At 42.8% G+C, this 23,072-nt stretch carries 22 protein-coding genes; 17 read left to right on the forward strand and 5 right to left on the reverse strand.

The window, feature by feature from the left end:
• Positions 1-117 precede the first annotated feature (117 nt).
• Both NLZ44_RS22550 and NLZ44_RS22555 read right to left on the reverse strand, forming a co-directional pair.
• Entirely contained in the window at positions 118-1,464 is a 1,347-nt protein-coding gene (locus NLZ44_RS22550) for a P-loop NTPase fold protein (protein ID WP_493751235.1), read from the reverse strand.
• 88 nt (positions 1,465-1,552) lie between these two features.
• On the reverse strand, positions 1,553-2,626 hold the full coding sequence (locus NLZ44_RS22555) for a J domain-containing protein (RefSeq protein WP_369299294.1): 1,074 nt from the start codon (positions 2,624-2,626) through the stop codon (positions 1,553-1,555).
• Between the two features lie 198 nt (positions 2,627-2,824).
• Here NLZ44_RS22555 and NLZ44_RS22560 point away from each other — a divergent pair, with 198 nt between their 5' ends.
• The 15 genes from NLZ44_RS22560 (at position 2,825) to NLZ44_RS22630 (ending at position 16,593) form a co-directional block, all read left to right on the forward strand.
• The gene (locus NLZ44_RS22560) at positions 2,825-2,974 is read left to right on the forward strand and encodes a DUF8624 family small hydrophobic protein (RefSeq protein WP_493751236.1); all 150 of its coding nucleotides are present in this window, start codon (positions 2,825-2,827) and stop codon (positions 2,972-2,974) included.
• Positions 2,975-3,128: 154 nt separating this feature from the next.
• Entirely contained in the window at positions 3,129-4,256 is a 1,128-nt protein-coding gene (locus NLZ44_RS22565; RefSeq protein WP_493753062.1) for an RNA-guided endonuclease InsQ/TnpB family protein, read from the forward strand.
• Positions 4,257-4,335: 79 nt separating this feature from the next.
• Positions 4,336-4,803 carry a GNAT family N-acetyltransferase gene (locus NLZ44_RS22570; RefSeq protein WP_006668891.1) on the forward strand — a complete coding sequence of 156 codons (468 nt, stop codon included), beginning with the start codon at positions 4,336-4,338 and terminating at the stop codon, positions 4,801-4,803.
• Between the two features lie 51 nt (positions 4,804-4,854).
• Complete coding sequence (locus NLZ44_RS22575; protein WP_006668892.1) at positions 4,855-5,763, forward strand: sulfotransferase family protein; 909 nt, start codon at positions 4,855-4,857, stop codon at positions 5,761-5,763.
• A 203-nt stretch (positions 5,764-5,966) separates the two neighbouring features.
• Positions 5,967-6,710 (forward strand): HEAT repeat domain-containing protein, encoded by a 744-nt coding sequence (locus NLZ44_RS22580; RefSeq protein WP_493751237.1) that lies wholly within the window; start codon positions 5,967-5,969, stop codon positions 6,708-6,710.
• Positions 6,711-6,720: 10 nt separating this feature from the next.
• On the forward strand, positions 6,721-7,329 hold the full coding sequence (locus NLZ44_RS22585; RefSeq protein WP_493751238.1) for a molybdenum cofactor guanylyltransferase: 609 nt from the start codon (positions 6,721-6,723) through the stop codon (positions 7,327-7,329).
• 64 nt (positions 7,330-7,393) lie between these two features.
• Entirely contained in the window at positions 7,394-7,594 is a 201-nt protein-coding gene (locus tag NLZ44_RS22590; protein ID WP_006668895.1) for a hypothetical protein, read from the forward strand.
• 15 nt (positions 7,595-7,609) lie between these two features.
• Entirely contained in the window at positions 7,610-8,344 is a 735-nt protein-coding gene (locus tag NLZ44_RS22595; RefSeq protein WP_493751239.1) for a class I SAM-dependent methyltransferase, read from the forward strand.
• A gap of 186 nt (positions 8,345-8,530) precedes the next feature.
• A complete protein-coding gene (locus NLZ44_RS22600) occupies positions 8,531-8,836 on the forward strand; it encodes a hypothetical protein (RefSeq protein ID WP_493751240.1) in 306 nt (101 codons plus the stop codon).
• 8 nt (positions 8,837-8,844) lie between these two features.
• Positions 8,845-10,392, forward strand: coding sequence for a hypothetical protein (locus NLZ44_RS22605; RefSeq protein WP_493751241.1), 1,548 nt, complete (start codon positions 8,845-8,847; stop codon positions 10,390-10,392).
• Positions 10,393-10,486: 94 nt separating this feature from the next.
• Positions 10,487-12,700: an Hsp70 family protein gene (locus NLZ44_RS22610; RefSeq protein WP_493751242.1), complete on the forward strand. Its 2,214-nt coding sequence runs from the start codon at positions 10,487-10,489 to the stop codon at positions 12,698-12,700.
• Positions 12,697-13,227, forward strand: coding sequence for a LysM peptidoglycan-binding domain-containing protein (locus NLZ44_RS22615; protein WP_111891367.1), 531 nt, complete (start codon positions 12,697-12,699; stop codon positions 13,225-13,227). Before NLZ44_RS22610 ends, NLZ44_RS22615 begins: the two co-directional genes overlap by 4 nt.
• Positions 13,224-15,737 (forward strand): tetratricopeptide repeat protein, encoded by a 2,514-nt coding sequence (locus NLZ44_RS22620; RefSeq protein WP_493751243.1) that lies wholly within the window; start codon positions 13,224-13,226, stop codon positions 15,735-15,737. Before NLZ44_RS22615 ends, NLZ44_RS22620 begins: the two co-directional genes overlap by 4 nt.
• Before the next feature lie 3 nt (positions 15,738-15,740).
• Positions 15,741-16,112: a J domain-containing protein gene (locus NLZ44_RS22625; protein ID WP_006621943.1), complete on the forward strand. Its 372-nt coding sequence runs from the start codon at positions 15,741-15,743 to the stop codon at positions 16,110-16,112.
• A 4-nt stretch (positions 16,113-16,116) separates the two neighbouring features.
• Positions 16,117-16,593: a nucleotide exchange factor GrpE gene (locus NLZ44_RS22630; protein ID WP_006621944.1), complete on the forward strand. Its 477-nt coding sequence runs from the start codon at positions 16,117-16,119 to the stop codon at positions 16,591-16,593.
• A gap of 23 nt (positions 16,594-16,616) precedes the next feature.
• Here the strand turns inward: NLZ44_RS22630 and NLZ44_RS22635 are convergent, their stop codons facing one another.
• The 3 genes from NLZ44_RS22635 to NLZ44_RS22645 all read right to left on the reverse strand — a co-directional run bounded on the left by NLZ44_RS22635 (position 16,617) and on the right by NLZ44_RS22645 (position 21,025).
• Positions 16,617-18,674, reverse strand: a complete 2,058-nt coding sequence (locus tag NLZ44_RS22635) for a prolyl oligopeptidase family serine peptidase (protein ID WP_493751244.1) — start codon at positions 18,672-18,674, stop codon at positions 16,617-16,619.
• A 130-nt stretch (positions 18,675-18,804) separates the two neighbouring features.
• A complete protein-coding gene (locus tag NLZ44_RS22640; RefSeq protein ID WP_493751245.1) occupies positions 18,805-19,497 on the reverse strand; it encodes a type IV pilin-like G/H family protein in 693 nt (230 codons plus the stop codon).
• 67 nt (positions 19,498-19,564) lie between these two features.
• Positions 19,565-21,025 carry a RecQ family ATP-dependent DNA helicase gene (locus NLZ44_RS22645; RefSeq protein ID WP_493751246.1) on the reverse strand — a complete coding sequence of 487 codons (1,461 nt, stop codon included), beginning with the start codon at positions 21,023-21,025 and terminating at the stop codon, positions 19,565-19,567.
• Positions 21,026-21,218: 193 nt separating this feature from the next.
• On the opposite strand from NLZ44_RS22645, the gene NLZ44_RS22650 reads away from it, so the two are divergent.
• Both NLZ44_RS22650 and NLZ44_RS22655 read left to right on the forward strand, forming a co-directional pair.
• Complete coding sequence (locus NLZ44_RS22650; RefSeq protein ID WP_493753063.1) at positions 21,219-22,061, forward strand: alpha/beta fold hydrolase; 843 nt, start codon at positions 21,219-21,221, stop codon at positions 22,059-22,061.
• Positions 22,016-22,822, forward strand: coding sequence for a glycerophosphodiester phosphodiesterase (locus tag NLZ44_RS22655; RefSeq protein WP_493751247.1), 807 nt, complete (start codon positions 22,016-22,018; stop codon positions 22,820-22,822). The genes NLZ44_RS22650 and NLZ44_RS22655 overlap by 46 nt, the downstream gene beginning before the upstream one ends.
• The last annotated feature ends 250 nt before the right edge of the window (positions 22,823-23,072 follow it).

Here is a 23,072-nt window from a genome sequence, read left to right on the forward strand (position 1 = left end):
TTTCAGTAATCATGTAATACGATTTCAAAGTCCCTCTCCCTGCCTAGGAGAGGGATTTAGGGTGAGGGTAATGTTTTAAGTTACTTGCGAACAAGCTGTATTAATACTAACTAACTATTAAAGGTCAATCAGATTAAATTGATGGGCTTCGGCGATAACTGGATTAATATCAAACCAATATTCATCCTCATGGCGATATTCAAAGACCCATAAACTGCGTAAGAGGGTTTGATATTCCCTGAGACCCATAATTTTTTTAGTTTGGGCGACCTGACGTAAGAGTTGCCATTCTTCTGATGATATAGCCAACAGTAACTGATGAGAACGTTGGCGGATGACATTTTCCAAGATACTCCTGACAATAGGTGGATCTTCTTGTTGTAAACAACTATACAGGAGGGCGAGTAAAGTGCGGACATGACCACCACTCATAATACAGAGGCGATCGAGAGTTTCTGCACTATCAAAAACCTTAGTAATTAAATGAGTATAATTATTGAGGTCAATAGCGGGAAAAGCTCGCACCATGACCATTTTTCGGAGATGTTCAATACCTTCTGGGTATGGTGTACCATCAGGAAATTTAACCGGAACCATGGGTAGTGTTTTAGGTTCACTAGCAAATCGGCTGGTTAGTCGTCCCAAGTCGCTGGAGAAAATTAACCCGATGGGAATAGTATAAACGACATGGCACTGAAGTTGATTGAGTTGGTCGCCGCGATCGATAAATAAATATTCTGGTTGTGGTCGTCCGGTGGCGCTTTTGGAATTCATGATCCGGTCGAGGTTATCAATAATGACGACTAACCCGGCTTTTCCCTGTTGTTTGAGTTGTTGAATGGCTGGAAGTAGTAATTCTTGATTAATGGCTTCCAGGATATTATTAGTGCGCGGTTCGAGGTATTGTCGTAATAGCGATCGCAGGTCGCGGGAGTCTTTGGCTTTAGCGGTGAGTTTACCAATTCCGACGGTGAGGGAAAATTCCCCCGGTTCCGAGAGTCCAGGGATGGCCAGTTCTGCTTTGACATTAATTTGGGTGTTAATGACATCAAGTAAACCCTGAATCAGGTTTTTAAAGCCTATGGGGTTCAGTTTGATGTTCATTGATTCTACACTTTCGCTGACCTGACGGGCGATCGCCAACAGGATATCAGTAATATCTACATCAGCCATATCTAAGTCTTTAGAGGACTCGAAGTAGACTACATGAAATTCCTGCTGTTCTAATTCGGCTTTCAGGCGCAATAATTCTGTCGATTTTCCCGAGCCGATATGTCCGGTAAACAGTTGACAGGTTGGGCTATCGGGGGAGAGACGGGAAATGGTGCGAGCAATTTGTTCAATGAGTGTACCTCCGCGAACTTGGGAAAAATTGATATAATATTTTCGCTCTTCCGGGTTCCCTACGTCTATGGTTTTGGCGGGGTTACACGCCCGAAAAAATTGGCGTAAATCTAGTTTCATTGTTGTCCACTCAATTTCAAGATTTTGACCCTAGTTTTATTTTCGGGTGTTGATTATACTAATCCGTAGGTTATGGAGAAAATTTACGTTAATTTGATAGAAGTTTACCTAATGTCAATCCTAAGCCGGAAATCGAAACTAATATCAAAGCGGTATAAAATTTGTTGAAGGAAACCAATAATTTTTCCCCGGCTACCATTTGCGCGACTACGCCAAAAATAATGGCAATGGCTCCCCAAGCGCCGACGATCGCATCAAGTCCGGTGTTGGCGATCGCCGCCCTGACTGCCCCAGACCCGGCTCCTGACCACGCTCCTAACCACGCTCCTAATTGAAATCCGAACCAACTACCAACGCCGCCGCGTTTTTTGACTTGAAACATAGCATCAGAAATAATGCCAATTATCCACCCAGTCGAAGAACCAATTATTCCCCCAATTAGAGATCCTAAACCATTCCCGGTTTCAGCCCCGGCTACCCAACCAGCGATCGCTAAAATTCCGGTGAAGCTAAACCCCCAAATAATCGTGTGTGAGTTACTATCGGAACCGATAATTGACCCTAAAGCAGTTCCGGCTATAGCCCAGGCGATCGCGGTAATTAGCCCCCCCGCTTGACTTCCGGCGATCGCTCCCGCTATTCCTCCCGCTATCATCAGAGAAATTAACCAAGGATACTGGGTCTGGGAACCATAACTGGCTTCTAGGGATAGTCCTACCCAAACCAATGCGACTAATAACCACGTCCCTGGGTAAATGTCTAAATATCCTAAAATCCAACCTACTAGGGTATAACTGAAAAATGCCCCGGTTAACCAACCCCAGGGGATGAGTTCGTCACTGGTTTCGGGTTCGCTAGGATTGACTTTCGGGGGTCTTGGTGGGCGCTGAATAGGTGTGGCGGTTACTGGTGGGGGGGGTGGCGGCGGGGAGATGACTGGGTAAGGGGAGAAGTTGGGATCCCTTAATAGGGTCATGAGGCGATCGTAAGCATAGTTGATCTCTTTGAATTTTTCTGTGGCTTGATACTGAATATGGGAGTCGGCCGGATAGCGATCGGGATGCCATAATAATGCTAGAGTCCGATAAGCCTGTTTGATTTCCTCTAGGGAAGCACCAGGTTTGACGTTCAGAAGTTGATAGTAGCGATCGATATCGTCCACAGTTAGGGATTTTAGGGCTTCGGTAGTTTATGGAATTATGGCAATATATTAGGACATTCCACTAATTTAGCACTCCCCCAGCCAGACACCCGCACAATGTTGGGTTCATCCCTGTAAGTTTGGCATTTCTGGTCAATCAGGGTTACAATTAACTCTCAGATTTTTTCCCTTTGATAACTAACTGCTAGAGTTCCCGTTATGGCTTTTTTTCGTCAATATATCGCGCCACTGTTGGTGGTTATGATTTTTCTGTTGGCTTTGGTCGCCGTTAGTGCGCGTATTTTCCTACCGGGTGATATGCAAGCACCAGCACCTATGGGAGTGATTAACTCTTCTGGGGAGCCATGATTTAGTCGTAGATTTGCAGGACATCTTACGACAATAGCGTATAATACTTCAGAAGATTCGCCACTCAATAATTGATATACGGTTAAACCCCGGACAATGGCGAATTTTGCTCACAACCTAATAATAAAAGCAGGATTTATGGTAAAATGCAATGATGGTTTACAAAGCCTTCCGTACCCAACTAAAACTCAATGACCGTCATCGCACCTTGATGGCCAAACACGCGGGTTATGCTCGGTTCGTGTTTAATTGGGGATTACACTTATGGATGTCAGCTTATGAAGAGGGACTCAAGCCTAACGTCAACTCCATCAAAAAGGTTTTTACGAATTATGTGAAACCTCAATATCCTTGGATGTCCGAATTGTCTTCTAAAGTTTATCAATATGCCTTCATTAATCTAGGGGATGCCTTTAAGCGCTTCTTCAAGGGAATAAGTAGTTATCCTAAATTTAAGAAGAAAGGCTACCATGATAGCTTTACCCTTGACAATTCCGGAAAGCCATTCAAGTTGTCAGGAACTCGCCATAAGCTGCCTTTTGTGGGCTGGGTTTCTACATTTGAGGCTCTACCCGAAAGTTGGGTTAAGAAAGTCACTATAGCCCGCCAAGCAGGGGACTGGTATATTAGCTTTTTCGTAGAAATCACACCAGAAATTACACCTAAATATCGAGAGAGAATCGGGGTTGACCTAGGAATTAACAATTTGGCGACTTGCTCCGATGGGACCCAATTCTCTAATCCCAAGGCTTATAAAGCAGCCACCCAAAAACTAGCTCGATTACAACGTCATTTAAGTCGCAAAGTCAAAGGCTCAAAAAATTGGGCTAAATGTCTCTTAAAAGTTCAAAAGCTACATCAAAGAGTAGCAAACATTCGGCGGGACACGATTCATAAAATAACTACTTTCTTGGCTAAGAACCACAGCCAAGTAGTCATTGAAGATTTGAATGTGTCAGGTATGCTGAAAAATCATGGTTTGGCGGGTTCTATCGCTGATGCTTCATTTTATGAGTTCCGTCGGCAACTAGGTTACAAGGCAGAACGTTATGGTTCAAAGTTAATGATTGCGGATAGATTTTATCCATCCAGTCAACTTTGTTCTAACTGTGGCCATCGTCAACAAATGCCCCTAGTCCGTCGGACTTTTGAATGTCAGAACTGTGGCTTGAAGATTGATAGAGATTTGAACGCCAGTATAAATTTAGAAAAATCGCCTGGTTCCGACGATTACACTTGTGGACGGGGTGCTGCCGACAGTCCCGGACGAAGCCAGAAATAAACATCAATATCCGGCTATGTCCGGTTTTGTTTAAGTTTTATAGAGCAGATGGCCCCCATTGTTCATAAATTAATGATCCGTGTCTGAAATTTTGGTCACCGGTTATACTATCCGTTCTGGATCTACTCGCGATCGCTCTTTGTTGGTTAAGTTCATGAATCGCACCTATCGGGAATTGTACCCCGATCAGGATTTCTCTCACCTGGCGAACACTGTAGAACAGTATTTCTCACCCCAAACCCCTCTCTGGTGGGTGGAAATGTCCGGCGGTCCAAACATCACCCCGATCGCCTGTTTATGGATGGGAACTGCTATTAATCAGGTGACAGGCGATCGGATTTCTCATATTTTTCTGGTTTATGTTCACCCAGAACATCGACGACGGGGAATTGGGGCGGCTTTGATGAATTATGGGGAACAATGGACTAAAACCAGAGGCGATCGCCAAATCAGTTTACAGGTTTTTACTAACAATAAACCCGCTCTGAGTTTGTATGAAAAATTGGGCTATCAACCTCAATCTTTGGGTTTAGTTAAGCAGATATAAAGCCGATAAATTATCCTAGAGAAATTAATAAAGGAGTCTGATTAAGCAGTTATGAACCAAGTTAAATTACCTAATTTCTTGATTATTGGTGTAGAAAAGTCTGGCACTACATCCATTTACAATTATCTCAATCAACACCCGGAAGTTTATATGAGTCCGGTTAAGGAAACCAATTTTTTAGAAAGAGAATGGAGTTTAGAGGAAAGCCGTAAACCATCGCGAATTGACACCTTAGATAAATATACGGATTTGTTTAAAAATGTCACGAATGAGAAGGCGATCGGCGAAGTTTCTCCTAACTATTTATTTAAATATAAAACTTCCATCCCGAAGATTTATAAATTATTACCCAATGCTAAGTTAATTGCTATTCTGCGTCATCCGGTTGAACGAGCTTACTCGGACTATTTAATGCACATTAGAGACGTTATTGGCGGCAAGAATGTGCCGAGTTTATCTGCCCAAGCCACTAAAGATCCGATTACATCTTTCACCATCAGAAAAGGTTTATATGCGGAACCTCTGGCTGCTTTTTTTGAGGCATTTGGCAGAGATAATATCAAAGTTTATTTATATGATGATTTACAAGAGTCTGCGACGGCTTTCATGCAGGATATTTATGAGTTTATTGGGGTTGACCCGACATTTATTCCCGATACTTCCAAGCGGGCACAAAAAGCCGCTGTTCCCAAAAACCAGACCGTTAATACTGTCTTAAGAACTCAGAATCTGGTGAGAAAGACCGTGGCATCTATACTGCGTTTATTTCTGTCAGAAGCTACCAGACAAAAAATCCGCGATCGCTTACTGGCTGCGAATTATCAAAGCAAAGCTGCCTTGCCTTTAGCCGAGGAAGAAAGGCAGTTACTACAGGATTTGTATCGAGAAGATATCCTTAAACTTCAAGAACTACTAGAAACAGATTTATCTCATTGGTTAAAGCCTACCATGAAAGCCTGACGCTGTGACCTATTATAAATGATCCATGCTCTAGGGCGGGTGAGGATTAAGGCGGCGCTAACCTTGACCCGGAAAGAAGGGGCAAATGTTCACCCCATGGCCCAGCTACTGTATGATAAACCCCCCACACCCCCGATCGCCAAACTAATTATCAATTTAGTATGGGGGTTATAGAAAACCAATTTTTTGGTAGAATCGAAATTATGGAGGATCAAGATCTGAGTGTAGTTAATTTTGAGCAAACCGCTGATAGTCCCCTAGACCATTGGCAAGAGGAAGAAGCCCCTAAGCCAGATCCAGAGGAAATGTTGCCGTTGCTTGAGTCCCCGGAACCGCAACACCGGATGATTGCGGCGCGGGCTTTTTGTGAACTTCAAGACCAACGGGCGATCGCACCTTTGATCAGTTTACTAGAGGACTCCTGCCCCCTCGTGCGGGTAAGCGTCGCCTATGCTTTGGGGCGTAATCCTAGCCCGGATGCCGTGGAAGCCCTAATTAAACAATATAATTCCGATTGGAATGGTTATGTCCGCAAGGGGTTGGTTTGGGCTTTGGGAAATTGTCGCGATCCGAGGGCTTTAGATACTCTCCTAGAGGCTATTAAAACTGATATTCCCGCCGTGAGACTCTGGGCGGCTAGTTCTTTGGGTCAAATGGCTAAGGTGGGATATGATGGGGTGGTCAAAGCTATTCCCCCGGTGATTGAGGCTTTGCGTGGGGATGAGGTGGCTGCGGTTCGCAGTAACTGCGCTTGGTCTTTGGGACAGTTAAGCCGAGAATTACCTTCTAATGTGGTCTATGCTGGGGCGATCGATGCCTTAATTGAAGCCCTAGAGGAGGATGAGGATTTGAGTGTCCGCGATGATGCTAAGTCTTCTCTGCTACGGGTTGGTGATCCGCGCGGGTTACAAATTATTGAAGAGTTACAGATGGATGGCTTAATTTAGGTCTTTGGGAATGGCTGATAATTTCCTGGCGGCTTTAATTCTGGCGGGGGGACGTAGTTCTCGCATGGGTCGGGATAAGGCTTTAATTCCCGTGGCGGGGGTTCCCCTACTGCGCCGGGTGGTTGAGGCGGCGGGGAGTTGTTCTCAGCAGGTCTATGTATTAACACCTTGGCCAGAACGTTACCAGGCTGTGGGGGCTAGTTATCATTTGCTGATGGAAACTAACCCCGGTCAGGGTCCAATGGTGGCTTTGGCTACTGGGTTGAGTCAAATTGACTGTCTTTGGCTATTGTTGCTGGCTTGCGATTTACCTCAACTACAACCCGATATTTTGCGAGGCTGGAAGGAGCAGTTAACTGTGGTCCCACCATCCCATTTGGCTATGATTCCCCGTCATGGGTCGCGGTGGGAACCTCTCTGTGGATTCTACCGCCACCAGGCTTTAGAATCTTTACAGGAATTTATGGCAACTGGAGAGCGATCGCTGCAACGGTGGCTAGATCAGGTTCCCGTAACACCTATATCAGTCGGAACTGTAGAATCCCAGATGCTCCTCAATTGTAACACCCCAGAAGATTTGAGGGCGATCGCATCTGAGGGAACATCTGCAGACCTTTGATAATTTCTGATAAGATGACAGATAATCGCTAATACCACTTAAATTAGGCAAGCAGAGTCATATTATGAATGTCCTAATTCCGATCGCACTATTAATCGTCTATGTTGGTGGAGTCTGGAAGTTTTGGTCTGGGTTTGGGCGCACCAACTTTGAAAAGAGTTTTGGAAATCGTGTCTCATTATCATTATTATGGCCGATTTTGTTGATCGCTAATCGTTCCTATCGCCAAAACTTTTCTAAAGCCCTAAAAGGCTCGAAGCGCTAATTTGTATCAGCTATAATGTCTAAAAAACCAGACTCTAACCCTTCCTTGGGATTTTTCGGATTATCAACTGGCGGGACTGCTGACCAGTGGCAGTCCCAAATTACTTCCGTAGCCCGCCGTTTTAACCAGGAATATCAAGGCGAACCTTTTGAACTCCCCGAAGAAGTCGAAAATATGCCGATTTTTCGCGATCGCATTTCGGGAACTCTCCAACAAAAACTCACTTCCCCATTTTGGGAGTTAGCCAAACCTCAGAAAAATCAATATTGTTTAGATATTGGTTGCGGAGTAAGTTTTTTAATTTATCCCTGGCGAGAATGGAATGCTTTATTTCATGGTCAAGAAATTAGTTCCGTGGCTAGAGATGGTTTGAATTCCCGAGGTCCTCAGTTAAATTCTAAGTTATTTAAGGGGGTTGAACTAGCCCCCGCCAACCAGTTACAGTACGAAACTGGAAAGTTTGATTTAGCTATAGCCACTGGCTTTAGTTGTTACTATCCCCTGGAATATTGGCTAGAAGTTATGGCGGAGGTTAAACGAGTCTTAAAACCACAGGGAATTTTGGTATTTGATATCCTCAATGGGGAACTACCCCTAGCAGAAGATTGGGCGATTTTAGAGACTTATTTGGGAACGGAGGTTTATTTAGAATCTCTGGAAAATTGGGAAAGTTTGATTAAAAAAGCTGGGGCTAAGATTGTTAAAAAACAGTCGGGGGAATTGTGGGAAATGTATAAGGTCAGATTTTAGTTATTCCGTAAGTTAGTGGCTGCTATGCCATCACTAAGTTAACAGATTTGCCCAAATTGGGGGATAAGGGGTTTTGGGGTGATTGACCTCTGCGGCGATCGCTCACTTTGTAAAGAAATATGACGATTGCGTAAAACCTGCGAAATTTGTCGATAACTCCATAGAACATTCGAGCAAAGGTGAGCAATGGTCTATTCCAGTTGGCGCGCGCGACGACATCTCCCAGGTGACCAGGAGATGAAAACCATCAGCCACAGGACGATTTTGGGTCTGATACTATCGGCGATCGCATTTTGGGCGATCGTCAAAAGTGGCGAATATCTCCTCTGTGAAAATTCCCCCGCTTCTGATGATTCACCTCCCCTCGGTCAGTTGTGTGATCAATTCACCAAACTTGGCGATCTGATCGGGGAGGTTTTTCTATTCAGCCAAACGCCACGACACAACAGCTTTTTAGATTCGCAGGACCAAGGAAACAATTATTTTATTTGAGGGTTTGAATGGTGTTTAAAGAGCAATATGCACTACAACCAGGGGGACCCGAAAGATTGGTTGTTTCCTGGGAGAAGGGATGGCAAAATTTTACCATTTATTTAGATGGACGGGAACTCGGTAAATTTGTCAATCCTCAAGCTATCAAAGACGGACAATGCTTTGATTTGAAAGACGGCACGCAAATTCAAGTTAAGCTGATTCGTGACTTTATTTTTTGGTATTTACAAATTCTGTGGCGCGATCGACCGGTTCCCGGTTCCGAAACCGATCCTGAAACTCAACTCCAAAAGGCTTATAACATCTTTACGAACATCTGGAAAATTGGGGCTGGTATTGTTGGCTTAGTATTCCTTCTGTCTTTATTCGCCATCAATGAGGTAGGTGCTGGGGTAATTCTTCTGCCTTTATTTTTACTATCGAATATATCACCATATTTTCTAACTGCTTATTTTCTGAAACGGAAAGCAAAACTAGCAGCTTATTTCGCCATCTGGTTTGTGTTTGTCTTATATATTTATGCTTGGCTGGCATTTTGGATGTCAGTATTGATGAGCATTTTCGGGGTATTAGCGAGTTTAATGAATGGATTCGGGACTTTTATAGCTGTCATCATATCAGTTTCACTATTAAATATATTTTTACGTTGGGTATTGCATTTATTTTATACAGCCTTCAAAAGGGTATGGGCTGCGCCGTTCGCCATTTATCAACTCGAAGAAAAATGGGGATTAAATTCTGGGGTTCATCCTAATTACCAATATCAAGATAATGTCAATAATCCCATTCCCATTCAATCAAATTCGGCTATTTTGACCAATCTTTCCAATCTTACAAATAGACCACCATCACCACCACCACCTGCACCACCATCACCACCGAAACCACCAAAACCACCAAAACCGATGACTCCCACTATACCGAGGAGGGCAAATAATGCAGCGATCGCCAAAATGCAAACCTTGAATCCAGAGGGTTATAAACTTTATCAAAAAGCCGAACAATCCCAAGATCCTCACATCTTTTTTCAAGCCGGAGAAATGTACGATCGCAGCTATAGTTCATTCTGGGGAGATGGCATTTTTTCTGGCAACTATGATCGCCATTTTATCAAAATGTTGGGGATATCAATTGATGTGGTGGGAATGGAAACCGCCAAACAGGAAGCCACAACGATTATCAAAAATTCCCGCGATTCTTTAGTGATTAGTTGCTTGTGTTATCTGAAAGCCATAAAACTCGATTCTAATCACTACTGGTCAACCTTAAAATTAGCAACAGCCCTGACAGCAGCATTACAAATTGAGGCATCGCTAACCTATTGGCGACAAGCCTTAAATCTTGAAAAACAGGACACTTTATCAGCGCTAACTGCGGACTCGATGGGATTTGATAATCGTTCGACTGCCGCCAAAGAAGTGATGTATAAGTTAGGACTAGGCAGTAACCCGCAGGAGTTCAACTCCCATTTTCTCAAACAGCAGGCGATCGCCAAAAAACTGCTCTGTGATAACTCTTACTTGAGCGACAATATTCCTAAATTAAGAACTGGATAAATCATGATAGTTAAGATTTGTTAAAATTTTCGGATCAAGCTTGCCAAAATGGCGGCAGACAATTAAAGTATAAATAATCAAGGGTCAATTAATCATGGGAAATATAGTTGGGATCGATTTGGGGACTACCAATTCAGTAGCAGCTTTTAAGTGGGCTGAGGTCAATGTAGTGACTGCTGCTGAGAACTCACCGCCCGATCGCAAATTAACCAGGTCAGTGGTGGCGGCGGATCGCAATGGGTTAATCGTGGGTGAACAAGCCTATCGCCAACTGGGCGATGGAGACACGGAAAATGTCATTATTTCAATCAAGCGACTAATCGGACGAGGCTTTAATGATCCGGTTGTGCAAGAGCAATTATCTCGCTTCAATTATCAGATTAATAAATCCAGTAAAGGGACGGAAAATAGCCTATCGGTTTGGTTGGGTGGACGGGAATATCTACCGGAAGATATATCGGCGGAAATTCTTAAAAAAGTTGTCAGTAATGCCCAAACTTATCAGGAGCGATCGGGGCAAACTAGCCGCATTACAGAAGCTGTAATTACCGTTCCCGCTTATTTCAATGATAAGCAGCGATACGCCACGGAAATCGCCACGCAAAAAGCCGGATTAAAACTCCGGGAACTTCTCCCAGAACCGACAGCAGCAGCTATTTCCTATGGTTATCGTCCGGACTCAGATGAGGTGAGTACCATCTTAGTTTATGACTTTGGTGGGGGTACTTTGGACTGTTCGATTATTACTTCGGTTGGTAATCAATTTATTGAGTCAGCCAAATCGGGGGATTTGTGGTTAGGTGGGGACGATTTTGATAACTGTATTGTGGAATTTGCCAAACAGGAAATCGCCCGGATTGAAAACCTCGATAATGTCGATCGCTTAATTAAAAAAATGCCGCATTATCAACGAGTGCGGCTGCTGGCGGAATTGAAAATTCAGGCGGAACAGGCGAAAATTAGACTGAGTACCCAAGGTGCAGCGGAAATTATTACCTCGGCACATTTAATTGATGAAATGGGAATGGCAATTCCGATTCAAGTTACCATCAGTCGCCAAGAGTTTGAAAAACGCATCGAACCGTTAATCGATCGCTCAGTAAAAATTGCTCAGGACGCGATTAAATATTCAGATTATCCCCTCGATCAAATTGATGCAATTCTGTTAGTTGGCGGTTCCGCGCAGGTGCCGATCGTGCAACAAAAAATCCGCCAAGCCTTCCCCCAACATCAAGTTGTGGTTCACGATCGCCCCATGTATGCGGTGGCGGAAGGGGCGGCGATCGTGGCGGCGGGACTTACGGAAAAAGTCACGACTGTTTCCCGTGATTATTGCATTGAATTGGTGGATGAGCCGCGATTTGTAATCATTAGTCAGGGCGATATTCTTCCGGTGCAAAAGTTCCATACTTTTAAAACTGAAGCGGACGGACAATCGCTAATTCACTTTAAATTTTTTAGCCCAGATCGCGTCCGCCAGGAACTCGATCGCCGATTTCAAGACGAGCGGATCGGGGATATGTGGTTAGCGCTCGATCGCCCCTATCCAAAAGGTACGGAAATTTTAGTGACGGTGGAACTTGACGAGGAAAATAACTCGCTGCAAATGACGGCGGCTCTCAAGAATAATCCTCAGGTTAAAGTTAGTTGTTCATTCTCGCGGGGGGGAGTTAATGAGGAGATTTCTCGCCAGGTTGAGGAACGAATTAAACAACTGAATGCGGCGGGTAACTTAACGGAAATCGGTGTGAAACGTGCTAATGAAATCGCCGGGGAAGTGGTGCGATCGGCTAACCAAATTTATTATAATGGTCAAGTGCAGCGCGATCGCCTTAACCAAGCTGAAAGCAAACTCAAGGAATTAGAAGAATTTGCTAATGATGAGTTAGATATTGCCAAGATTTTCATAATGCGATTTGAATTAGCGCTGGAAGTGTGCGATCAGCTAATCCATGAAGATCAAAAATATCGGTTGCGGAATTTAGTAGCTCAACTGCAACAAGCCTTGAATAGCAAGAATATTGCCAGCTTGCAAAAATTAATAGAAGATAGCAAACGAGAGTTTGATAACCTTCCCGATAGCGTCAAACTGATTGTGGTAATTCGGGAGGAGATCGGCCGCATTCACCATCTTAACCCCAGTCAAGCGGGAGGTATGGAGGTCAAATTTAATCAATTGTTGAACGCATTACAGCAAGGAAATGGCAGCCAAGCTAATAGCCTGCTGCAAGAACTCCAGGCTGAGATTATTCCCTATTTAGATCGGGAATTACCCACAGGAACTATTGCTACAGGATTGACACGATGACGATTAAACTCACCTGTCCGGTGTGCGGTCGCGCCGAAATTGAGGGCAATATTTGCCCCAACTGCGAAACTGATCTCACCCTCATTCGGCAACTGCAAGAACTCCCCCAATTGGCGGTTGAACCTGCGGTTATTGCCGCCCCTAAATCCTCTCAAAATATCCAACAGTTGTTGTTGGTAATGGGCATCATAATTTTACTTTTGGGAATTGCCTTGGGAAGATTTATCAGCGGTGAATCTGATGTGCAAACTGCCTCGGTTTATCCTACAGAAGTTATAGAAACTGCTCGATTTCTTCCCTCCCTGAATAAACCGAAAATCGATAAAAATAGCCCGGCATCCTGTGGGGGATTTTACTACTCGGTTCAACGGGGAGATTCCCTGTCGAGAATTGCGCGCAAGTTTTATGGGGAGGGGTCGCGCTGGCCACAATTAATCGAAACGAACCCGAATCTAAAAGGTAGAGAAAATAAGATCGAAGTTGGGGAAGTGATTTTTATCCAAAACTTACCAGAATACTGCCTATGAATGCAATTATTAATTGGGTTGATGCTCTGACATACGCACTGTTTAAGGTAGAAATTATTGATTTCTTTAAGAAAGTTTCTGTCACTAAGCAGGACATCAAAACCGCCCAAAAACTTGCTGCCAAAAAAAAGCTAATTGAGGCTACTAAAAAGGGGCAATCTACTCTTAGCAAATGGTCAAATTCCCCGGCTTTGGTTGAGCAAAAACTGCGACAGCTATTGATGGGGAATTTGTTAACTGATTTTAAGTCAGAGATTAATTCGTGGAAACAGAAAATCAAATTTGCTAAAAGCATCATCGCTTCGGCTCAGGCTTTAGAAAAATCTGATGCTGGCGATCCGCTGGATACGACAAATTTATCAAAGGCTTTGTCAACATATAAAAAATGTCGAACAATTCTTGATATCAGTATTGTCAATCAGGCGATCGCTCGCTGTGAACACAAAATGATGAAATATAATCAATTTAGGACATTATTTACAGAAGGTCAAAAATATTGCCAAGAAAAAGATTATAAAAAAGGGAAACTGAGTTTTGAGCGAGCGAAAACATTATTTCCCATTCCACTGCTAGAAGAAGCGATCGCCGATTGTTCAGGATATATTCAGGGACAAAATCAGTATGAATTAGCATTAGAAAAAGCGGTAAATTTAGCGAAAAATGGTGAATTTAATTCCGCCCTAAATGTGATTAATTTAGCCTTAGATAAGTTCGAGCGCGAAGATGGTCAAACATTGCGGGGGACACTAAACCGGGTGATGCAAGGAAAAGACTATTATAGTCAAGGACTTGGGGCGGAAAAGTCGGGAAATTTAGGACAGGCTATATCATTTTACCAAAAATCATATCAGTTACTCCCGGAATTAACAGAAACCCAAATTCGCTTGGCAATTGTTTCCCTAAAAACAGCAAATTGGCAACAGGCGATCGCACATTTGCAGGGACATTCAGGAGAAAAAATTAAATATCTGCGTGGTTTTGCTTACCTCCAACAGGGTGATTTTCAACAGGCTGAAGTGGAATGGCGATCGCTATCCCATCCCCAGGTTAAAAGTCAATTGGAAATTGTCCGCACATTAAGGGGGCGCGATCGCTTAAAATTGATGTTGTCTATTCAACAGTTGGTTGATGATAATAACCTGGACAATGCTGGTGCTATGAGCCGTCAATTTTTACATAGTTACGGCTCAGATACGGTGGTTGAAGCTAATCTCAATAACCATATTTTGCCGCGCCTAGAAGCTAAAATTTGGGAGGGTCAAGATTGGCCAAAAATTGCCCAAATCACGGAACAAGTTTGGCTAAAAAACGCCGATTGTAAATCTCTGCATAATTGGGCGATCGCTACCTATTATAATGCTCAGATTAACAGCCACACCCGCCGGGATTGGGTGGTCGCGGCTACGACGGCTTTAGCGAATTTAGAGCGCGATCCGGCTTTGCAAAATATTCCTTGGCTGCCGCAAATTTCCATTGATATTGAGGAAATTTTTAGTCATTTTCTGGCTACCCTAGAAACGGCGATCGATAGCTTAAAAGACGATAACTTAGCCGAGTATCTGAAACTGCGAGATCAATTTCGTCTGGATGCGATCGCCCTGAAATTAGTTAAAAAGTTCCCCCATCAAGCAGCCCAAATTAATCACCTAATTTTATTGCCGGGATGTTACCATCGCTATCGACATCAATTTAGCAATATTAAGATTCCTCAAACTTCCAATTCTGCATCAACAGAAACCAATATTTTGCCCGCGCTTTATACCTCCTGGGGTTTGGCTGTGGCGGCGGCATTTGACGGAGATGGAGAACGCGCTATCCAACTTAAACCTTCTCGGAGTTACCAATTTAACTCTTCTCAAAAAAACGAATATTTTGCCCAAAAATTTTTAGCTTATTCCGAGGGAATTCACTATCTGCAAAAACAACGCTGGCGAGAGTCAATCGCGGCTTTAAATGCTCTCAAAAATGAATGGCGATCGCACCCAGAATGGCATCGAGAACTTGAGCGCTTATGTGAGTCTCAGCGTCAGGCGTTAAACAGTTTATCAGACCATCTGGCTTTTAGCGATTTTTGGTATCAATTATTGGGAACTGAAGCCTCCTGTAGCTATTGGGTTGAATCTCGTATTCAAGAAATTTGCGAAAATTTACAGCATCATAAAATTGATAAAAATCGAGCTTTATCTCAGCTTCGAGAACTGCAAAAAACCGATAGTAAAAACCCCCGTTTAATTTATGTAATTGAAGCCTTAGAATTTGAGATTGAGGTTAATGAAATTATTGGTTTGATGCAATCTAATTTAAATGATGCGGTACGTCGCGCCAAAAACTGCCATAATCAGAAAGTGAAGCGACATATTGCTGCTATGTTAATAGAAATTTTAATTGCGGGAGTTAATGAAGGTAAAATGAACGGGGAAACTGCCGTACAATTTGCCCGTTGGGCGCATCAAATTTGCCCCAATGACCCCGAATTTGTGCAGATTTATCGTCAATGTGGAATTTATTAAATTATGTCAAATCAACTACCCAATCCTAACCCTTATCAGGTTTTAGAGGTTTCTCCTTCGGCATCTAAGGCTGAAATTACCAAGGCTTTTGCGATGGCAATGAAGCGGAAAAAATACTCCCCCGATTTAATTGCTAGGGCGAGAAAAGCCTTGATGGATGACAAAGAACGTTTAATTGCTGATTATTTGCATCCGGTTTTACCACCCATTCAGCGGTTTAAGCGACAGGATTTCTCGGAACTTGAAAAACCGATTCCAGTTTTCGAGATGATTTCCGAATTTGATGATCTATCGTCAGCCATTGGCGCGGAAAAATCCGGCGAGGTGGCTCAACAATTAGGACAAAAAATCTTTATTCAATTTTTGAGTATTTAAGATTATGAATCATGCAAGCAAACTCGAAATTCCTGCCGAACTTCGTGACGAGATTCAACAAAAAATAGGGCAGCTTCTCCAAGAAAAAACTTTAATGCAACAAGCATTAATGGGTAAAGAACAGGAAGAATTTGCCCGGCTAGAAATGCTTTTTTTAGAACTACTAGAGGTTGTGGATTCTCTCGATTTTTTGATGGAATATTTGCACAATAACCCCCAACCCGATCCCAAAGCGATCGCCCGTTTTCCCCAATTAATCGGCAGCATTCATAAAAAATTACTCAATACCCTGGAAAAACGAGAGGTGCTCACTATTGATTTTCAGGGCGAAAAACCGGATTTTGATGTGTGTAAAATTATCGATCGCGAAGTTAATCCCGACCTCGAAAATGAAACGATCACCAAAATTGTCCGGCGGGGATTTCAATATGGCGATCGCCTTTTACGTCCGGTAGAAGTGATTGTTTCCAAGTCCGAATAATACTGGCTGTTTGAGTGGGAATTTTAATTAATGTCTAAAACTCGCACTAAAAAAGCAAACTGATCAGCAATTTCTTCGATGATTTTAGCCATCGGTTTTCCCGCCCCATGTCCGGCTTTAGTTTCAATCCGAATTAACACGGGGTTGTCGCCACTGTGGGCGGCTTGTAAGGCTGAGATAAACTTAAAACTGTGGGCGGGAACTACGCGATCGTCATGGTCTCCCGTGGTGATTAAAGTAGCAGGATAGGCTGTTCCTGGCTGTAAATTATGCAGGGGAGAATAACTATAAAGCACTTGGAATTCTTCCTCATTTTCAGGGGAACCATATTCAGAAGTCCAAGCCCAGCCAATGGTAAACTTATGGAAGCGTAACATATCCATTACCGCCACTGCTGGTAGTGCCGCCCCAAACAATTCTGGGCGTTGGGTAATACAAGCACCCACTAATAAACCGCCATTACTACCACCAGATATAGCTAGTTTATTTGCCTGGGTATAATTGTGTTGAATTAACCATTCAGCCGCTGCTATAAAGTCATCAAAAACATTTTGTTTTTTAAGTGTCATCCCCCCTTGATGCCATTGTTGACCATACTCGCCACCCCCCCGCAGGTTAGCCACAACATACACGCCTCCCATTTCCATCCATACTAAACGACTTACCGAAAAATTAGGGGTTAAGGAGATGCCAAAGCCACCATATCCATAAAGAATTGTGGGGTTATTGCCGTCCAGTTTTAAGCCCTTTTTATGGGTGATAAACATGGGAACCATTGTGCCATCAGGACTGCTATAAAAAACCTGATTTGTCTGGTAATCTTCCGGGTTAAAATCGACAGTTGGCTGGCGATATATTTGACTTTCTCCTGTGACTATGTTATACTTATAAATTGTGGGAGGAGTCGTAAAACTGGTAAAGGAATAAAAGGTTTCTGTGTCGTTTCGTTTACCATCAAATCCCCCCACTGAACCAATACCAGGTAACTCTACTTCCCGGACTAAGGTTCCATCTAGGTTAAAAATATTCACCTGGGAACGGGCATCTTTGAGGTACAGGGCAACAAACTGATTATTTAGGGTGCTGACTCCTTCCAGGGGTTCCATGGCTTCTGGGATGATTTGATGGCGATTTCCGGTGTTAATCTCAATGGCTATCACTCGACCCATTGGAGTATCTAAATCGGTCTTAAACCAAAATCTTTCTCCTTGGTTATTAATGAAGCTATATTCGGCTTCAAATTCGGATATTAATTCGACTACGGGGCTATCAGGTTTAGTTAAATCGCGATAAAAGACTAGGTTTTTGGGGTCGGTTCCTCGCCATACAGAAATAATCAGATATTGACCATCTTCGGTGACAAATCCATTGAAACCCCATTCTTTTTGGTCAGGACGTTGGTAAATTAAAACATCTTCTGATTGAGGGGTTCCTAGGCGATGGTAAAACAGTTTTTGGTAATAGTTAATATCCTCAAATTGAGTTTCTTCGTTGGGTTCATCATAGCGACTATAAAAGAATCCTTGATGGTCATGAGTCCAAGATGCACCGGAAAATTTAATCCACTTGAGATGATCTTCGAGTGGTTTGAGGGTGTTAATATCCATAACTTTCCATTCTTGCCAGTCGGAACCTGATGCGGAAAGACCATAGGCGATTAAATTCCCATCTTCACTAATGGCAATTCCTGATAAGGCAACGGTTCCATCTTCTGACAGTTGGTTTGGGTCTAATAAAACTCTGGGTTCGCCTTCCCATGAGTCCATTACATAGAGAACACTTTGGTTTTGTAAGCCATCATTTTTAAAGTAAAAATAGCGTTGACCTTCTCGAAAAGGGATGCTATATCTTTCATAATTCCATAATTGGGTCAAGCGATCGCTTAATTTTTGGCGGCTGGGAATGGTGGAGAGGTAATCAAATGTTACCTGATTTTGGGCTGTTACCCAAGCCTTGGTTTCCTCAGAGTCCAGATCTTCTAACCACCGATAGGGGTCAGTTACTTGGATGCCATGATATTCGTCTACTTGATCACTTTGGCGGGTATGAGGATAAATCAGGGGTTGATTGAGATCAGACATAACTAATGAATTTTACAACAATATTCTAGTTTAACCTATGATTTCTCTTTTCGGTATAGGTAACTTTTGGACATAACAATATGAGAGATGCTGGGGTAATCATCTACTGTAGTCCATAGTTACTGGGCGATTAACTAACGGGAATCACCCAAGATTTTTTGAGAGAAGAACCCGCAGGACATTTAATTCTGTTTCCTCCAGTTTCTGGGGGGGCGATCGCATCTGCTCTGGGCGGTTTACGCAACTGATTAGATGAATTATGTACTATACAAACTCCTCCGACATTTTGAGTAACATTTTCATCAGTAACTGCCAATAAAGCACTAGCCAAAGAAATGATTAACTCTGAACCATCAGGACATTCAACCACGGGAGAGTTACCCCGTGATAATTGAAGCGGAGCCGGTAATTTATCCTGACTTTTACAAATTGCCGCCACTGTTTGTATGAGGTAATCTCCAGGAATAATAAATACAGCACCAGCAAAATTAGGCAGACGTGAATTGGTGGGTATAGCATTAATTAAAGCCAGGTTTTGATTAACATTCATCGCAAAGTTATACCCTGGTCTACCCTGAGATGTTGTGCCATATAAAGCATCTAAATTGTCGGTGAATCGATTATAATGAAAAAGCTGTTGGCTTTGGTTTTGCAGTAACTCGGTTAAGACTTCTCGGGCGACTTTTTCATTTTGTCTATCTCGTCTCTGGATAAATGAAGACAAGACCGCCGCGACTATTCCCAAACAACCAATTAGGAAGACCAAGGCAAAAAATGAAAAATAGATGCGCTTAGGATGCCGTTTAATCCAACTTTTAATCATGGCAGAAAATTGGGGTAACAGTGTAGACTTCAATTATAGCATTAATAAATTGACGATCGCCACTAATTTAAGACCGATGGCGATCGCAGTTGTCACAATGACCACAGCGAAATGATTGTGCTTCTGTCCCAAAGCCAAACGCCTCTAGTATAAATTTCCAGCGACAGTCACGGGTAGCAAAATAGCGAGTCATTTGGCGAATCGCAACTGTGTTAGAATTTTCAGTTAAAGATAGTGATGTATCTTTGATTTGATAATTAAACAAATCAACCCACTCTAATTTTCCCTGAGAATGCAAAAGAGACAAGGCGATCGCACTGTCGGGAAAACGACTGATGACTGTTTCTAAATTGCCTTTTTTGGGAAGTTTTTTAATCAAGGGTTTAGCGGCCATCATTTGTTGGCGAAAATTATCTTGCAAAAACCACAGTCTTTGTCTATCTTCGGGATACAGCCATCCCGTGGGTTCACAGAGAATAGTCAAGGCTTCTGCTGGTTTTCCGTCTCGTCCAGCCCTTCCTACTTCTTGGATATATTCTGATAGTAATAGGGGGGGTTGAAACTGAACTACCCAGCGGACATTTGGCTTGTTAATTCCCATCCCAAAAGCAGAAGTACACACCACAAATTGCCGGGTACCTTCTAACCATTGAGATTCAATTTTGCGCCGTTTTTCCGCCGATAGTCCAGCATGATAATGGGCGGTTATATAGCCCAATTTCTCCAGCCAAGCTGTCAATTCTTGACTATCTCTACGGGTGCGAACATAAATCAAACCGGTTTGATTTTGATGTTTTTCCAGAAAACTTAGCAGGCATTTTTGCCGTCCATTGGGAGTAAAAACCCGCCTAGTTTGTAGGTGTAAATTGTCTCGATATGGACTCAGTATAAATTCTTGAGGATCTCGTAACTTTAAAACGGTTTTAATGGTGTTTTGGGCAGTGGGGTCAGCGGTAGCGGTAAAGGCAGCGATCGCTATTTTGCTACCTGGTGGTTTATGTTTTAATAAAGTGGGACGCACCGCCCCTAAACGGCGATAATCAGGTCTAAATGTATCCCCCCATTGAACCAAACAGTGAGATTCATCTAAAATCAAACCATTAATAGAAACCTGGGGTTTACAGATTAAATTCCACAGGGGTTTACTTAATAAAGTTTCCGGTGATAAATATAGCAATCGTAGGCTGTTTTTTTCCAAATCATACAAAGTTTTTCGCCGCTGTTTGGGGGACATTTGACTATGGAGAATACCCGCACTTAAATGGCGATCGTGTAATTCTCTTACCTGATTTTCCATCAAAGCTACCAGAGGTGAAATCACAATAGTTAAGCCATTGGTTAATAAAGCTGGCAGTTGAAAACAGATAGATTTACCACCGCCAGTAGGCAAAACAATTAAGGCATCTTGACCAGCGATAATAGTCTCAACAATCTGCTGCTGAGGGAAACGAAAATCATCATAACCCCAAAAACGTTTTAGGGCGTTTTTTACTTGTTCAGTTGTGTTAGAATCAGAAGGTGGAATCATGGGTTAAATTAGGGGTAAAGCGCGAAAACATAACCAAACTGTTGTCAATTTTAGCTCATCGACAAATTATCAGTCCCAGATTTTCAAGTTCAGCCTAGTTGCCAAAATTGATGATTTCATTTAAGATTATCATTAATCTTGTTCACCAGTAGGGGCGATTCCCAATCCTTAATCAAAATTTGTGATTTCTGCTATGTCACCGACTCGCCAAACCCTAGAATTAAAAACCCTGAAACTTTCCTATTTAGAGTGGAACCCTAACGGTCAACAGCCGTTGTTGCTTCTACATGGACTAGCCGATCATGCCCTAGTTTGGACAAGTTTAGCAGAATATCTGGGCGATCGCTATCATATCATCGCCCCTGACATGAGAGGTCACGGAGACAGCGACAAACCAGATCACGGTTATACATTCGATGACGCGATCGCCGACCTAGAAGAGTTAATGGATCACCATCACTGGGACAACGCCCACATTTTAGGTCATTCTTGGACGGGTAAATTACTACCTATTTGGGCAAAAAAACACCCCGAACGTTTCCGCTGTATGATTTTAGTCGATCCTATTTTCATCACTAAAATGCCCGGGGTGCTAAAATTAACCCTTCCCATAGTGTATCGTAAATTAGACTCCTTAAAATGTATGGGACCTTTTGAGAGTTTCACCGCCGCTGAAACCCAAGCTAAACAACTCAGACAGTTTTCCGGTTGGAGTCCTCAGCAACAGCAAGTTTTTGCCGCAGCCATGGAAGCCAAACCCGATGGAAAATGGGGGAGTAAGTTTAGCATTAGCGCGCGCAATGAAATATTTTTAGAAGTGATGAAAGTTCCGGGATTAACAGAAGCGATCGCTCTACCGACCCTGCTGGTCAAACCGGAAAGGGGAGTTAATCGTATGGAATGGCAATTAAAACCCTATCAAAAGTATCTCACCAATCTAACTATTAAACAAGTGCCGGGCAATCACTGGCCGTTTTTAGTCGCATCAGAATGCTTCAATCAAACCATTTCCGAATTTTTAAATCAGCACAATTAGACCATGAGGATGTCACCTTGAGTGTAGAAATAATTGCCCATCGAGGATTTTCTAGTATCGCCCCGGAAAATACCTTAACCGCATTACTCGCCGCCATTTATAATCAGGCAAATTCCATAGAATTTGATGTACAGATTACCGCCGATAGTGTCCCTGTGGTTTTTCATGACAAAAGCCTAAATCGGATTACTGGAAGCCCCGGAACTATCCGCGAAAAAACCATTTCCGAACTGAAAGAATTAGACGCTGGGGCGTGGTTTGCGGAGTCTTATAGGGGAGAACGTATCCCCACCTTAGAGGAGGCATTAGCAGCCCTACAATCGATTAAGGGATGGCTGTATTTTGATATTAAACCCCATGCTATATGGTCGGACTTAGAAATCAAAACTCTCCTGGGTCTGATCCAGGAAGCCCATTTAGGCGATCGCACTATTTTAACATCCTTTGACGAAGATTTACTATGGCAATGTCGCCAGTCAGATCCTCAAATAAAACTGGGATATTTTGTAGTGAATGCTTCACAACTACCCCAACAAATTAGCAAAGCAGAAGCCGCCGGTAATGCCATTTTAAGTAGTCAATATCAAGTGATATTAGACCAACCTAGTATAATTCAGGAAACTCGGAATAAAGGAGTTGATATAGTAGTCTGGACTGTAGACAAGATTATAGACTTTGAGAGATTAGTAGATTTAGGAATTGAGCGGATTATAACTAACTGTTTAATCGGTGATAATGTCATCAAAAATATCACTTATTAGTTAGGTTTACTATGTCGATAATCTGTCCTGGCTACGCCTACTTATTCCAGCAGATATAAGCCAAGTTGGGTGATGGTTATTTTTAGTAAGTAACCTAACAAAACTAGGTCATCGGGTAGCTTCTTACTTAGTCATTCCCTCATCATCATTGGGGCAGTTTTTGATGTCAATATGCTGGTCATAATTCCCTATAATCCCCTATTTACAGCGTCTTATTTCAGCCACCTAATGGTCGATTTTAGTAGGTTAA

It is taken from the genome of Arthrospira sp. PCC 9901, from assembly GCF_059013425.1.

Coding starts and splice junctions, on each gene's coding strand:
- NLZ44_RS22550 (WP_493751235.1), bottom strand. CDS start 1,464: ATGAAACTAGATTTACGCCAATTTTTTCGGGCGTGTAACCCCGCCAAA.
- NLZ44_RS22560 (WP_493751236.1), top strand. CDS start 2,825: ATGGCTTTTTTTCGTCAATATATCGCGCCACTGTTGGTGGTTATGATT.
- NLZ44_RS22565 (WP_493753062.1), top strand. CDS start 3,129: ATGGTTTACAAAGCCTTCCGTACCCAACTAAAACTCAATGACCGTCAT.
- NLZ44_RS22575 (WP_006668892.1), top strand. CDS start 4,855: ATGAACCAAGTTAAATTACCTAATTTCTTGATTATTGGTGTAGAAAAG.
- NLZ44_RS22580 (WP_493751237.1), top strand. CDS start 5,967: ATGGAGGATCAAGATCTGAGTGTAGTTAATTTTGAGCAAACCGCTGAT.
- NLZ44_RS22585 (WP_493751238.1), top strand. CDS start 6,721: ATGGCTGATAATTTCCTGGCGGCTTTAATTCTGGCGGGGGGACGTAGT.
- NLZ44_RS22590 (WP_006668895.1), top strand. CDS start 7,394: ATGAATGTCCTAATTCCGATCGCACTATTAATCGTCTATGTTGGTGGA.
- NLZ44_RS22595 (WP_493751239.1), top strand. CDS start 7,610: ATGTCTAAAAAACCAGACTCTAACCCTTCCTTGGGATTTTTCGGATTA.
- NLZ44_RS22600 (WP_493751240.1), top strand. CDS start 8,531: ATGGTCTATTCCAGTTGGCGCGCGCGACGACATCTCCCAGGTGACCAG.
- NLZ44_RS22605 (WP_493751241.1), top strand. CDS start 8,845: ATGGTGTTTAAAGAGCAATATGCACTACAACCAGGGGGACCCGAAAGA.
- NLZ44_RS22610 (WP_493751242.1), top strand. CDS start 10,487: ATGGGAAATATAGTTGGGATCGATTTGGGGACTACCAATTCAGTAGCA.
- NLZ44_RS22615 (WP_111891367.1), top strand. CDS start 12,697: ATGACGATTAAACTCACCTGTCCGGTGTGCGGTCGCGCCGAAATTGAG.
- NLZ44_RS22620 (WP_493751243.1), top strand. CDS start 13,224: ATGAATGCAATTATTAATTGGGTTGATGCTCTGACATACGCACTGTTT.
- NLZ44_RS22625 (WP_006621943.1), top strand. CDS start 15,741: ATGTCAAATCAACTACCCAATCCTAACCCTTATCAGGTTTTAGAGGTT.
- NLZ44_RS22630 (WP_006621944.1), top strand. CDS start 16,117: ATGAATCATGCAAGCAAACTCGAAATTCCTGCCGAACTTCGTGACGAG.
- NLZ44_RS22635 (WP_493751244.1), bottom strand. CDS start 18,674: ATGTCTGATCTCAATCAACCCCTGATTTATCCTCATACCCGCCAAAGT.
- NLZ44_RS22640 (WP_493751245.1), bottom strand. CDS start 19,497: ATGATTAAAAGTTGGATTAAACGGCATCCTAAGCGCATCTATTTTTCA.
- NLZ44_RS22645 (WP_493751246.1), bottom strand. CDS start 21,025: ATGATTCCACCTTCTGATTCTAACACAACTGAACAAGTAAAAAACGCC.
- NLZ44_RS22650 (WP_493753063.1), top strand. CDS start 21,219: ATGTCACCGACTCGCCAAACCCTAGAATTAAAAACCCTGAAACTTTCC.
- NLZ44_RS22655 (WP_493751247.1), top strand. CDS start 22,016: ATGCTTCAATCAAACCATTTCCGAATTTTTAAATCAGCACAATTAGAC.